Here is a 12,617-nt window from a genome sequence, read left to right on the forward strand (position 1 = left end):
GGTTGGTATTTTATCCAATTAAGAATAAATTGGCTCGATGTTTAGGTATCCGATTTTGGACACCCTATGTAAATATAAAAAAATGTGGCAGAACAGTCGGTAAGGTATAGCAAAAAAAGAAAGGGATGCTTAAGGCGGTAATTGGGGGATTATTCTGTGGGCGCTGCTGCGTTCGCCAGAGCCTGAGCTGGAAGCGAACCCGGTTAGCTGACCGAACCACCCCGGCGGCGCTTCGCCTGACTGAACCGGGATGGTTCGAAAGCCTATCTCTCAAGCAGCTTTCGATGCACTTTCACTACCGCTTTCTTTATCCCGGCGGGCGTCTCTCCCTGAATACCCGGTTTATGCGGCTCGCCGGGGAAAAACACCGCAAACATCCCTGCCTGCAACGTAACCGACTGCTGCCCCGCAATCTCATCACACAGTTGGTAATCGTCTTCGCGGTGCCATTCATCACACTGACGGGCACTGTCAACAAGCCCGAATTCGATGCGCTCTTCTCCCGCAAGCAGGATCTGCACATCAATATATTCCGCGTGCAGCTCAGCCCGTTTAGCGTGCGCAGGTTGCGTCATAAACTGCATCACGTTCATAAAAATATCTTCCCCCTGCAAAGCGTGACGGCCCGGCTCACAGCGTTGCGGGTCCGCCTTCAGGGCCAGGGTCAGCGCCGCGAGCAGCGGTGAAGGTAACCCGGCACGCTCAGGGCAACGAATATCGCCAAAAATCATAAGATGTCCTCTTCTGCCAACATTGCCGCGCCAAGTAACCCCGCGTCATGCTGATGATGGGCGGCGGCAAGATGCGTGTGATAGGCCGCCGGTTCTCGCGCCAGATATCCGGCGACCAGGGATAAATAACCGTCCGCCAGACCGACGCTGCCGCCAAGAACCACGCATTCGCAGTCATAGCCGGCTTTCAGATCGGCAATCAGTCGCGCCACGGTTTGGGCCGAGCGCTCAATCAGGCACGTCGCCTGCGGATGCCCCTGCTGGTGTAGCGCATAGATTTCTTTCGCGGTCATGCCGTGGAGAGCGTCAACCGCCTGCGCGCTAATCCCGCGTCCAGAGGCAATCGCTTCCACACAACCGCGACGCCCGCAGCCGCAAAGCGGCCCGTGCGGGTCGGCCAGCGTATGTCCGATATGCCCGGCCATCCCCTGACGGCCGGTGAGCAGCTTGCCATGACTGATGATGCCGCCGCCAACACCCGTCGACACCGTGATAAACGCCATGTCGCGAACCTCGCCCGGCAGCGCGCGATATTCCGCCCACGCGGCAGCCTGCGCATCATTCACCGCCAGACAGGGCAGCCCGGTCAGCTGAGCGAGGGTATCTACCAGCGGAAACTGCGCCAGGCCGCCAAGGTTATCCGGGTTGAGCGTCGTGAGGATGCCGTGACGGATGATGCCGGTTGAGGCTACCGCCACGCGCTGCGCCTGCCCGGCAAATGGCGCAATCAGCGAGCGCAGCGACTCACGTAGCGCCTCCGGCGTGCGGCTGGCGGGCGTCGGTAAAATCCGGCGGTCGATAATCTGCTGTCGGGGATCGATAAGCGCCGCAGCGAGCTTGGTGCCGCCGATATCAATCGCCAGCGTGCTCATACCGCTTCCTCCACGATCGCGTCACGATACCACTGACAAATATGCTCAAGGCGCGTAATCGCTGAGCCGACGGTGACCGACCAGGCGCCGTGCCGCATGGCCTGTGCGGCCAGCGCCGGTGAGTTATAGCGGCCTTCGGCAATCACCCGGTAGCCTTTAGCGCTTAACGCCGCCACCAGCGCCAGATCGGGATCCTGCGGCACCACATCGGTGGTATAGCCGGAAAGCGTCGTGCCGATAATATCCGCGCCGAGGCGGTGACAATCAGCGGCGTCCTGCTGCGAGGAACAGTCGGCCATCGCCAGGCGCTGATGATGATGAATCCGGGCAATAATTTCCGCGACCGCCGTCGGACGTACGCGGTCAGTGCCGTCAAAAGCAATGATATCGGCACCGGCCTGTGCCAGCGCGTCTACATCGTCAAGGTAAGGGGTAATACGTACCGGGGAATCCGACAAATCACGTTTCACGATGCCGATAATCGGAACGCTAATCAGCGGGCGCGTCGCCTTCAGGTTTTCAATGCCTTCGATGCGGACCGCCACGGCCCCCGCCTGTACCGCCGCCAGCGCCATCGCCGCCACGATATCCGGTTTATCTAACGGGCTGCCGGGGACCGGCTGGCAAGAAACGATAAGCCCACCCTGCTGTTGAATGCTTGTATCCAGATTCTCTAACAACGACATAAGTACATCCTTAACTTCAATTTGCGCCCGGCGCGTCCGGGCGCCTGTAATTAATGCTTACCGCAAACGGGAACCGATTTGTCTGTCTGACGGGTCAGCGCGCCGCTAAACGGCTTACCGTCGATAGCATCATGCGTACGCAGTGCTTCCGGACGAATCCAGCGCTGCACGCGAGACGGCATATCCAGGCCAATCAGTAAAATCACCACGAACGTTAAACCAAAGGAGAGCGACCCCAACGCCGAGCCAAGGCTGAGATGCTGCGCCACCAGCGCGCCAATCACCGGCGCCGCCGCCCCGCCCAGCGCCCCGACGTTGTAGGTAAAGCCGAGGCCTGCCGCACGCTGGTCGGTATCGAAATAGCCGCCAATCAGCTTCGGCAGAATGCCGGCAATGCCCTGGCCTAGCATCTGCTGGAAGAACAGCAGGATACCCAGGCCCCAGATGCTGGAACCGCCGATGGCGAATACCGGGATAATCAGAATCTGCGAGGCTAACAGGCTGTAAACGTAGGCTTTACGCGTTCCCAGCCAGTCGCCGAGGAAGCCGCCGACAATGCAGCCCACCGCTGCGCCAAAGCCGCTAAAGAACAGCACCTGCGCCACGGTCGCCGGGTTGTATCCCAGCTCGCTTTTGAGGTAGGTCGGCAGCAGCGCCTGAATCGGCCAGGAGTAGAGGAAAGCAAACAGCACTACGACCATCAGCATCACGCCGGTTGGCCAGCGTTTGCCGCTGCTTTGCACCATGAAGCTGACAAAAATCACCGTACACACCAGCGCCAGCAGCAGTATGATCGCCGGGTTATGCAGGTTGCCCGCAAAACAGAACCATAGCGCGGCGATCGCGGCGCAGCTCATCGCGATATTCAGCAGGCGCAGCTTGCCGCGATAAAGAATGTCGACCATCGTACGGACCGGTTTTTTATTCGCCTGACGCTCTTTCCAGTCTTCGGTTTCAGGAATATTTTTCCGCAGCCACAGCGCAAAAATAATCGGCAGAATGCCAATGAAAAACAGCGCGCGCCAGCCCCACAGAGGAACGATCAGACTGTAAACCTGCGCCGCCACCACCGCGCCGACGGAAAAGCCGGAAATCAGGAAGCCGCTGGCTTTATTACGAAGATGTTTTGGCCAGCTTTCAATCACATAGGTTGCGCTGGAACCGTACTCCCCCGCCATCCCCATACCGATAACCATACGGGCGATAAACATCGAGGTGTAACCCGGCGCCAGGCCGCAGGCCAGCGTACCGACAGAGAAAAGAATAATGCTGGTGACCATCGACAGACGACGACCGTAGCGATCGCCCATCGCCCCCAGCAGCAATCCGCCCAACCAGCGCGAAATAAACGCCGCGGAAATAATACTCGCCGCCTGTACGGTGGTGAGCTGGAACTCGCTCTGTACTTCCGTTAATACCAGGGCAATTAAGACAAAATCAAAACCATCAAGCAAATAGCCAAGCCATGCGGCTGAGAAAGCCCGCCACTGGGATTTATTAAGGTGTTTGTACCATGGAATGGCTTTTGTTATTCCACTCATGTTGCTCTCCTGTGATGAGCAAATTGCAATACCTACGTGCCTAAAGAGTGAGTGCGACACACCCAAATGAAGTAAAACTCCATTTAATAATTTTACAGGAAGCAAAACACCACAAGTGCATAGACTGAAATGTGTGAACACCATCATAGAGGTAAGCATGACGGAGGATAAAAAATCGATCTGCGTCACAACATGCCGTCGTCATCGGTACAGGTGTGCGCAAAATGGCGGCTATTACACGGTTTTTACACCGATTTTCTTGCCTGACCGCAGGCGCTGCCCCATCATTACCCACTCAGTCAGCGTGAAGAGCAGGAAGCAATGGAGAGTCCGAACTCACCGGTTAAGGCCGGAAAAATACTTGATACTCTGGGGGCGATGCAGAGTAGCCTGACCCGTGTGGGGCAGCGTATTGCCAACTACATCATGACGTCACCCCATAAGGTGACGCAGCTTTCCATTGCCGATCTTTCACAGGAGATCAACGCTGGCGAAGCGTCGGTGATCCGTTTCTGCCGCCTGCTGGGCTATAAGGGCTTTCAGAATTTCAAAATGGAGCTGGCCATTGAGCTGGCGATGGTTGACAGCGATGACAGCAGCACGCTGCTGGACGCTGAAGTGGTGGAAAACGATGACGCCCACACGATTGGTCTGAAGCTGCAAGGCGCGATTGCCAACGTGCTGTCCGAAACGCTGAATCTGCTGGATATGCGCCAGGTCGAACAGGTTGTCGATGCGCTGCACGCCTGCAACAGCGCCTATATTTTTGGCGTGGGCGCGTCTGGCGTCACCGCCGAAGATATGAAGCATAAGCTGATGCGTATCGGTATGCGCGTGGATGCGCTCACCAACAATCACTTTATGTACATGCAGGCTTCCCTGCTCAAACCGGGCGATGTCGCCGTCGGCATCAGCCATTCAGGCCACTCCCCGGAAACCACCCATGCGCTGCACCTTGCTAAAGAAGCGGGCGCGACCACCGTCGCGCTGACCCATAACCTGGGCTCACCGCTGAGCAAAGTCGCTGATTTTACGCTGATTAATGGTAATCGACAGGGGCGCCTGCAGGGTGACTCCATCGGAACCAAGACCGCGCAGCTGTTCGTGCTGGATCTCATCTACACCCTGCTGGTGCAGAAAGATCCGGAGCAGGCGAAGGCCAATAAACTGCGCACCATGGACGCCTTAACGGTTCCTCGTCAGGCCTAATTTAGTGCGGCTGATCACACTCTGATACTCTCGTTTTTCTCTATGGGTATCATTTGTCCGCAAAGTGGAGTTATGCTTCATTTTAACTTTTAGTTAAGAAGAAAAACACCACTTGAGGTTTACATGGAAAAGCTAACAGGTCTTATCGCTGCGCCGCACACCCCTTTCGACAGCCACGGTGAAGTAAACTATCCGGTCATTGATCAGATTGCCGAGCATCTTATTGGCCAGGGCGTGAAGGGCGTGTACGTTCTTGGCACCACCGGCGAGGGCATCCACTGCTCCGTTGCTGAACGTAAAAAGATCGCCGAGCGCTGGGTCGCGGCGAGCCACGGTAAGCTCAGCATTACGCTCCATACTGGCGCGCTGAGCATCGCCGACTCGCTGGATCTAAGCCGCCACGCGGAGACGTTAGATATTTTCGCCACCTCGGTTATTGGCCCCTGCTTCTTTAAACCGTCCAGCGTCGACGACCTGGTGGAATATTGCCGGCTTAACGCCGCCGCCGCGCCCTCCAAGGGTTTCTACTACTATCACTCGGGAATGTCCGGGCTGAGCCTCGATATGGAACAGTTCCTGATTGCCGCAGCGGATAAAATTCCGAACCTGTCCGGTATGAAGTTTAACTCCAGCGACATGTACGAGTTCCAGCGTTGCCTGCGCGTTAACAACGGCCAGTTCGATATTCCCTTCGGCGTGGACGAATTTTTACCGGCGGGGCTCGCCTGCGGAGCGATTGGCGCAGTAGGCAGTACCTATAACTATGCCGCACCGTTGTATCATCGCCTGATCGATAGCTTCAATCAGGGCAACCACCAGGACGTGGCGGCCTGCATGGACAAAGTGATCGCCATCATTCGCGTGCTGGTGCAGTACGGCGGCGTGGCGGCCGGGAAGCTGGCCATGCAGCTGCACGGTATCGACGTGGGCGACCCGCGCCGTCCGCTCCGCCCGATGACGGCGGAACAAAAGCAGGACGCGCTGGCGAAATTCCGTGCGGCTGAATTTCTTTAACGGTTACGGTCACCGCCTGTGCGGAGGCCATGCGCGCTGAACCCTCACCCCGGCCCTCTCCCTGAAAGGGAGAGGGAGAAAACCCTGCATTAATCCCACCAACCGCACCGTACAGTCCCCCTCCCCTTTCAGGAGAGGGCAAAACCCTGCATTAATCTCACCAACCGCACCGTACAGTCCCCTCGCCCCTTTGGGGAGAGGGTTAGGGTGAGGGGGAGCCCCCATCCCAACACCTGAAACCGATTTCATTGCTGTACAAATACAAGACAGATCACACTTCTTTACATCTCACTTTGCATCCGACTAAGTGTTTCTATAAAAGAAACACTAACAACAATCATATGACGCCTCTTACCTTTTAAACCTTAAAATGATGAGAACACCTCTATGTCAGAACAACCGATAACAAGATCTGCCGCCCGCTCGACCGGTCGGGTACGCTTCTTTGTGCTAGGCCTGGTGTTTATTAATATTATTATCAACTACATGGACCGAACGAACCTCTCGGTCGCGGCCACGCAGATGTCCGGCGAGCTGCAGTTTACCCCGCTCCAGATGGGGCTTATCTTCTCCGCATTCGGCTGGATCTACGCCGCATTGCAGATCCCCGGCGGCTTTCTGATCGACCGTCTCGGTTCTCGCCTGGTCTACGGCGTGGGGCTGTTTATCTGGTCGTTGATTACCGCGCTGCACGCCGTCGCCAACAGCTTTGGCGCGTTGGTTGGCCTGCGTCTGGGCGTCGGGGCGTTTGAAGCGCCGGTGATGCCGTCAAACAACCGCGTGATCTCCAGCTGGTTCCCGGAGCAGGAACGCGCTACGGCGATCGGTATTTATTCTTCGGCCCAGTTTGTCGGCATGGCGCTGATGACCCCGGTGCTGTTTCATATTCAGGATCTCTTCGGCTGGCGCGGGCTGTTTCTGATCACCGGCGTGGTGGGGATGATTTGGGGCGTGTTGTGGTACTGCGTCTACCGCGATCCGCTGGATCACAAAACCGTATCGAAAGCCGAACTGGATCACCTGCGCGACGGCGGCGCGGTCATGGAAAGCCGCGAGAACGCCGCTAAGCGTCCGTTCAGCTGGCAGGATCTGGGGCTGATGTTTAAAAGCCGTAAGCTGATTGGCATCTACTTCGGCCAGTTCACCATCTCGGCCACCTTCTGGTTCTTCCTGACCTGGTTCCCGACCTATCTGGTGCAGTATCGCCATATGGACTTTATTAAGTCCGGCTACGTCGCCTCCGTCCCTTACCTCGCGGCGTTTGTCGGCGTGCTGCTGGCAGGGTTTGTATCAGACCGTCTGATTCGTCGTGGCGTCTCCGCCAGCTTTGCCCGTAAAGCACCGGTCATTCTGGGGATGGCGTTGACGCTGTTTATCCTTGGCGCCAACTACACCGATGACCCCACGCTGATCATCCTGTTTATGTCCATCGCCTTCTTCGGCAACGGTCTGGCGACAATTACCTGGGTGTTTGTGACAGCCCTCGCGCCGCGTCATCTGATTGGTCTGGCGGGCGGCGTCTTCAACTTTACCGGCGCGCTCTCTTCGATCGTCGTGCCAATCGCTATCGGCGCGCTGATCGACGGGCATAACTTCGCCCCAGCGCTCGGTTTTATCGCCGTACTGGCCTGTCTGGGGATCTGCTCTTATCTGTTCGTGGTCGGCAAGATAGACCTCGACAGCGACAACGCTACGCCGTCAGTCGGTCGCAAAGCGTGATGAGTTCGGCCAGCCGCGCGGCGGTCTGTTCCGGGATGGGATCATACATCCCGGCAAAAGCCAGCGCCGCCTTGTGTGAACCGAACTGAATCGGCCTGGCGAGAGAGACTTCGCCGTCGTCGTGCGGCCAGACCACATGGCCCAGCTGACGCTGCTGCTGAAGGTACGGCGCAATGCGCGCCATCTCTTCCGCGCTAAAGCGTTGGGCCAGCATCTCGTCGTCTTCGGCGGCGAGCAGCGCAATACCGATGACCGACTCGCAGGCCGGCATCATGTGAAAACCCGCCAGCGCCTGGCTGATATGGCTGCCGGGGCGGGAGTGGAAGATGTAGATAACCTGGTCCTCCCACAGGACGCCCATCGCCACCACGATATCTTTCGGGGCGTAGGTTTCCAGCAGCGGGAGGGCTTTTGAAAACAGCGTTGAACCGCGGATCGCCTGTGCGGCCAGCGCGTGAATACCGGGCCCAGGCAGATAGCGACGCTGCTCGTCCTGGGTGGTCAAGCCGATGGCCGCCATGGTCATCAGCAGACGGTTCACGCGGGTGGGGTTAATGCCCATCAGCCGCGCCAGCTCGCGACAACCGATAGCCCGATCGCTGGACACCAGATACTGCAGGCAGCGAATACCGTCGATAAGGCTTTGATTAGGTTGAGACGACATAGCGGGATCCCGTTTTTTTAAAGACTATTATTTTATCGCCAGAAAGGCAGGAATTACAATTTATGCAAATTTTCCAGCAAACCCATGAACGTGATTTTCCCCACCAGACCCTACGCACCGATCTGCTGGTCGCCGGCGGCGGCCTGGCCGGGCTATGTGCCGCGCTCGCTGCCGCCCGCGACGGTTTGCAGGTCGTACTGGTGCAGGACCGACCGGTGCTTGGGGGCAACGCCTCCAGCGAAGTGCGCCTGTGGGCCAACGGCGCAACGTCGCACATGGGTAACAATAACCGCTGGTCGCGTGAAGGCGGTATTATGGGCGAGATTCTCGAAGAGAACCTGTGGCGCAATAAAGAAGGCAACCCGATGATGTTCGACCTGCTGCTGCTGGATTTAGCGCAGCGCGAAAAGAACCTCACCCTATTGCTGAACACCGCAATTTACGCCGTTGAGCGCGAAGGCCAGCGCATTACCGAAGCCACCGGCTTTAACGCCGTCAATGAGACCTTCTATCACATTCAGGCCGCGCAGTACTGCGACGCCACCGGCGACGGCGTGCTGGGCCATCTGGCGGGCGCAGAGTACCGCGTCGGCGCGGAAGACGCTGAAGAACTGGGCGAAAAAATGGCCCCCGGCGATAACTTCGGCCACAAGCTCGGCCACTCTATCTATTTCTACACCCGCAAAAGCAGCGGACCGGTGAAGTTCGTGCCGCCCTCTTTTGCCTTGCAGGACATTGAAGCTATTCCGCGCTACAAGCGTCTGACCTCGACGCTGAACGGCTGCGATTTGTGGTGGCTGGAATGGGGCGGACGCCTTGATACCATCCACGACAGCGAGCAGATCAAATGGGAGCTGTGGAAAATCGTCTGGGGCGTGTGGAACTACATTAAAAACTCCGGCGAATTCCCGGAAGCCGAAAACCTGACCATCGAGTGGGTCGGTTCAATTCCCGGCAAACGCGAGAGCCGCCGCTTTATCGGTGACCATCTGCTGTGCCAGCAGGACATCATCGAGCAGCGTGACCACTACGACGCGGTGGGCTACGGCGGCTGGTCTATCGACCTGCACCCGGCGGACGGCGTCTATAGCAAACATGACGGCTGCCGCCAGTTCCACAGCAAAGGCACCTACACCATTCCGTATCGCAGCCTCTACAGCCGTTCGCTGGATAACCTGTTCCTGACCGGCCGCCTGATTTCCGCCTCTCACGTCGCCTTCGGCAGCGCCCGTGTGATGTGTACCTGCGGTCTGCTGGGTGAAGTGGTGGGCCGCGCGGCCGCGCTCTGTCAGCAGCATCAGCTCAGCGCGCCGCAGCTGGCGGAAGCCAAACACATCGACAAACTCCAGCAGCATCTCCAGCAAACCGGTTGTTACATTCCGCGTCAGCATCTGCGCGACCCGGCGCGCGGCGCGCGCGTGAGCGCCAGCAGCGAACTGGCGCTGACCGCCCTCCCCGCCAGCGGCCGCTGGATGGCGCTGGAAGAACGCATGGCGCTGCTGCTGCCGGTCAAAGCCGGTGAAGCGCTGCCGGCTCTGCGCTTTACCCTGCGCGCCGCCAGCGCACAGCCGGTAAACATCAGCCTGTTGAGCAGCCAGAAGGCCGCCAACTATTGTGCCGATACGTTGCTCGACGAACGGACGTTAACGGTGCAGGAAGCCGGGGAATATCTCGTTGAGTTTGGCTGGCAGAGCGACGTTGACCGCTATCTGTTTATCGCCTTCGAGCGCAACAGCGAGGTGGAGATGGCGCTAAGCGACGTGGCGCTGCCGGGTATCATGACGGTATTCAACAGCCAGAACGCCCGCGTGGCCAAGCACCCGCGTCAGGTGGTGGACGGGGATTACGGCGTCGAGGCGTTTGATTTCTGGGTGCCGCGCCGCCGCCCGCACCAGATCATGCCCGCAATCCAGTTCGCCGCGCCGCTGCGCTGCTACAACGTGCAAAACCTGCTGAACGGCCGTCTGCGCCCGGAACAACAGATTAATGGCTGGGCACCCGCGCTGGACGACGCCGCGCCGCGCCTGACCTGGCAGTGGGACACGCCGCAGACCGTGCAGTCGCTGACGCTGATGCTGGACAACGACTTTGATAACGCGATGGAAACCGTACAGATGGGCCACGCAGAGGCGGTCACGCCGCATTGCACCACCCACTATCGGCTGTGGGCCGACGATACGCTGATTGCCGAAGTGAGCGACAACCGTCACTCGGTGTGCCAGCACACGCTGGAAGCGCCGCGCACAGTGTCAAAAATCACCCTTGAGCTGGTGAAATCGGCGGGGGGCGTGCCCGCGGTTTATTCGCTGAACGTAAAATAACGGCGCATTCTAAACCGTCAAAAATAGCCTTAACGGCCCCTCGTTCTTTTCAGAGCGAGGGGTTTTAATCTTTAAATCGTATATATTAAGCACAACGCATTAGCCATCATAAATATTAAAGACCGGCTTTAACAATTTTATTTTTCGCCCATAACACCTGTTTTGGCATAAAACATAAGAGAACGTAAACTTTTTAAAATAGCCCCGTTAAAACTTTTGTAGCGTATATAATTTCATGACTTAATACTTAAAATAATTATAAGGTATTACCATGAAAAACTTATACTTACTGAACAACCACGTTTATTTCAACCCTGTTTCCGGCATGCTTTCGCCGTCCCCTTGTTTCTCCAGCAAAGTCGCGCTGAGCAAACCCGCCAGCCACTGTCTAAAATTGCTGATTAGTAAGCAGGGTGAAATATGTTGTTATCCTTATCTAAGCCATCAAATCTGGGGAGACCGCGGAAAATGGATGAGTAATAATACTATCCATCAATATATTTATCAGCTACGTAACCGTCTGAAAAAAGTCGGCATTGAACAAGAAGCAATTATTACCGTCCCACGCAGAGGGTTTCAGCTTTGTCCAAACTTTGCTGTTTTGCCCGTAGATTCCCCCCATCATAAAGCGGGGATTGCGCTCATTACGCAACCCGATGAAAAGGGGATAGATAGCACGACGCTTTCATCCTGGATCCTATACACGCTGATTATCATGAACGTGTTGTTAACCCTCATTCTGGGGGCCATGATATTCAGCTAGTGAAGGCGTCAACAGAAACAGGCTGAAAGCGATTGTCATGAGAAAAGCTCAAAACGGTACCTAACCCGTGATTTTTTCTCAGCATAATCACTCGTAGTTGATCGTAAAGTTTGCCGTTGCGTTAGCCTCTCCGGCCTGGATGCTGCTTTCTGTTTGCACATAGCGGGCCGTAAAGGCGTAGTTATTGAGCCCGCTGGTGGTGGTGCCCAGCGACAGCGCCTCTCCAAGCGTCACTTTGTTCTGCCCATAGAGTAATTCCAGGCCAACGCCCTTAGCGGTGGTGGTGGCATCAGGATTGTTTAACGGCAAGACGCTTCCTGAGGTTGTCGATATCCCGGTAAACGTAATCGTCGGTTTAATGCTGGAGTCACAGTTCATTCCGAGCGTGAAGCCCGTACTGCCAGCGCTACTGCCGACGCCGTTAAAATGCGAGACATGCACATCCCCCAGGGAAACTGATGGCGTGCTGTTGGTTAATTGACAACTTTTAACGTTGACGACAAAGCTGTTAAGCATGATATCAACCATATTCACGCCATCGGAGGTGCGCCAGCGGGTTAATATGCCTGCAGGAACGACGCCACCCTGCGAGATTCGGCCCGCCTGATACAAATAAACGGTAGCATTGCCAATATCAGACCAGCGCCCGGCACCGCTATTAATCGAGCTCGCGATACGACTGTATTCGCCGCCCGCGTTTGTCGGGAATTTGATGCCTGTCGCCGTGCCCTGGGCGAACACAATATACATGTAGAGATTAGGAATACCGGTCTCAATATAACCGGTACCTCCCGGCGAATATCCCAACCGCAACGTATAGGAACTGTCCGTCATCATAAAACTTTCTCCTCCGTTGCAGGAGGCAATACGCAGCGATGAGTTAATGCCCATCGCCGCCGCCATGGTGCCATTGCTGATCGCGCGCGTCTGTTTCTGTGTCCCCGCACTCACGCCCGGATCAAAGGTTTCGGTGGAAAAGGAGACCGAGACGCTTCCGGCCTTCCCTCCATTTTGCAGCGTGCAAGTCGCCAGTGCGTTGCTCGAGCCCATGAACAAAGCAAACAGCGCCGTAGTTGCAGCATATCCTCTCATCATCA

The 12,617-nt window shown here is 56.8% G+C and carries 11 protein-coding genes; 5 read left to right on the forward strand and 6 right to left on the reverse strand.

From position 1 onward, the window contains the following. Positions 1 to 263: 263 nt before the first annotated feature. Genes nanQ through NNN71_RS12035 form a run of 4 tightly spaced genes read right to left on the reverse strand, consistent with a single transcriptional unit; the run spans position 264 to position 3,830 of the window. A complete protein-coding gene (nanQ, locus tag NNN71_RS12020) occupies positions 264 to 731 on the reverse strand; it encodes an N-acetylneuraminate anomerase (protein WP_163447187.1) in 468 nt (155 codons plus the stop codon). Next, positions 728 to 1,603, reverse strand: a complete 876-nt coding sequence (gene nanK / locus NNN71_RS12025; RefSeq protein WP_271458571.1) for an N-acetylmannosamine kinase — start codon at positions 1,601 to 1,603, stop codon at positions 728 to 730. Before nanK ends, nanQ begins: the two co-directional genes overlap by 4 nt. Further along, on the reverse strand, positions 1,600 to 2,289 hold the full coding sequence (locus NNN71_RS12030; protein WP_271448095.1) for an N-acetylmannosamine-6-phosphate 2-epimerase: 690 nt from the start codon (positions 2,287 to 2,289) through the stop codon (positions 1,600 to 1,602). The genes nanK and NNN71_RS12030 overlap by 4 nt, the downstream gene beginning before the upstream one ends. 50 nt (positions 2,290 to 2,339) lie before the next feature. Next, complete coding sequence (locus NNN71_RS12035; RefSeq protein ID WP_271458572.1) at positions 2,340 to 3,830, reverse strand: MFS transporter; 1,491 nt, start codon at positions 3,828 to 3,830, stop codon at positions 2,340 to 2,342. A 321-nt stretch (positions 3,831 to 4,151) separates the two neighbouring features. Here NNN71_RS12035 and NNN71_RS12040 point away from each other — a divergent pair, with 321 nt between their 5' ends. The 3 genes from NNN71_RS12040 (at position 4,152) to NNN71_RS12050 (ending at position 7,772) form a co-directional block, all read left to right on the forward strand. Beyond that, positions 4,152 to 5,039 (forward strand): MurR/RpiR family transcriptional regulator, encoded by an 888-nt coding sequence (locus NNN71_RS12040; RefSeq protein WP_163447182.1) that lies wholly within the window; start codon positions 4,152 to 4,154, stop codon positions 5,037 to 5,039. A 123-nt stretch (positions 5,040 to 5,162) separates the two neighbouring features. Continuing rightward, the gene (locus NNN71_RS12045) at positions 5,163 to 6,053 is read left to right on the forward strand and encodes a dihydrodipicolinate synthase family protein (protein WP_223803987.1); all 891 of its coding nucleotides are present in this window, start codon (positions 5,163 to 5,165) and stop codon (positions 6,051 to 6,053) included. Positions 6,054 to 6,440: 387 nt separating this feature from the next. Continuing rightward, positions 6,441 to 7,772 carry an MFS transporter gene (locus tag NNN71_RS12050; RefSeq protein WP_163447180.1) on the forward strand — a complete coding sequence of 444 codons (1,332 nt, stop codon included), beginning with the start codon at positions 6,441 to 6,443 and terminating at the stop codon, positions 7,770 to 7,772. On the opposite strand, the gene NNN71_RS12055 is transcribed toward NNN71_RS12050, so the two are convergent. After that, on the reverse strand, positions 7,744 to 8,436 hold the full coding sequence (locus tag NNN71_RS12055) for an IclR family transcriptional regulator (protein WP_223803986.1): 693 nt from the start codon (positions 8,434 to 8,436) through the stop codon (positions 7,744 to 7,746). The two genes, NNN71_RS12050 and NNN71_RS12055, sit on opposite strands and share 29 nt — an antisense overlap. Positions 8,437 to 8,498: 62 nt before the next feature. On the opposite strand from NNN71_RS12055, the gene NNN71_RS12060 reads away from it, so the two are divergent. Then, positions 8,499 to 10,757 carry an FAD-dependent oxidoreductase gene (locus NNN71_RS12060; protein ID WP_271458573.1) on the forward strand — a complete coding sequence of 753 codons (2,259 nt, stop codon included), beginning with the start codon at positions 8,499 to 8,501 and terminating at the stop codon, positions 10,755 to 10,757. Between the two features lie 271 nt (positions 10,758 to 11,028). Further along, complete coding sequence (locus NNN71_RS12065; RefSeq protein WP_271458574.1) at positions 11,029 to 11,520, forward strand: winged helix-turn-helix domain-containing protein; 492 nt, start codon at positions 11,029 to 11,031, stop codon at positions 11,518 to 11,520. 87 nt (positions 11,521 to 11,607) lie between these two features. Here NNN71_RS12065 and NNN71_RS12070 read toward each other — a convergent pair whose 3' ends face one another. Further along, positions 11,608 to 12,615: a fimbrial protein gene (locus NNN71_RS12070; RefSeq protein WP_271458575.1), complete on the reverse strand. Its 1,008-nt coding sequence runs from the start codon at positions 12,613 to 12,615 to the stop codon at positions 11,608 to 11,610. Positions 12,616 to 12,617 lie beyond the last annotated feature (2 nt).

It is taken from the genome of Kluyvera sp. Awk 3, from assembly GCF_028069715.1.
In the GTDB taxonomy this organism is placed as follows: Bacteria; Pseudomonadota; Gammaproteobacteria; order Enterobacterales; family Enterobacteriaceae; genus Kluyvera; species Kluyvera georgiana_A.

Bases quoted from the DNA above. Each gene is read 5' to 3' on its own strand.
- nanQ (WP_163447187.1), bottom strand. From the start codon at position 731: ATGATTTTTGGCGATATTCGTTGCCCTGAGCGTGCCGGGTTACCTTCA.
- nanK (WP_271458571.1), bottom strand. From the start codon at position 1,603: ATGAGCACGCTGGCGATTGATATCGGCGGCACCAAGCTCGCTGCGGCG.
- NNN71_RS12030 (WP_271448095.1), bottom strand. From the start codon at position 2,289: ATGTCGTTGTTAGAGAATCTGGATACAAGCATTCAACAGCAGGGTGGG.
- NNN71_RS12035 (WP_271458572.1), bottom strand. From the start codon at position 3,830: ATGAGTGGAATAACAAAAGCCATTCCATGGTACAAACACCTTAATAAA.
- NNN71_RS12040 (WP_163447182.1), top strand. From the start codon at position 4,152: ATGGAGAGTCCGAACTCACCGGTTAAGGCCGGAAAAATACTTGATACT.
- NNN71_RS12045 (WP_223803987.1), top strand. From the start codon at position 5,163: ATGGAAAAGCTAACAGGTCTTATCGCTGCGCCGCACACCCCTTTCGAC.
- NNN71_RS12050 (WP_163447180.1), top strand. From the start codon at position 6,441: ATGTCAGAACAACCGATAACAAGATCTGCCGCCCGCTCGACCGGTCGG.
- NNN71_RS12055 (WP_223803986.1), bottom strand. From the start codon at position 8,436: ATGTCGTCTCAACCTAATCAAAGCCTTATCGACGGTATTCGCTGCCTG.
- NNN71_RS12060 (WP_271458573.1), top strand. From the start codon at position 8,499: ATGCAAATTTTCCAGCAAACCCATGAACGTGATTTTCCCCACCAGACC.
- NNN71_RS12065 (WP_271458574.1), top strand. From the start codon at position 11,029: ATGAAAAACTTATACTTACTGAACAACCACGTTTATTTCAACCCTGTT.
- NNN71_RS12070 (WP_271458575.1), bottom strand. From the start codon at position 12,615: ATGATGAGAGGATATGCTGCAACTACGGCGCTGTTTGCTTTGTTCATG.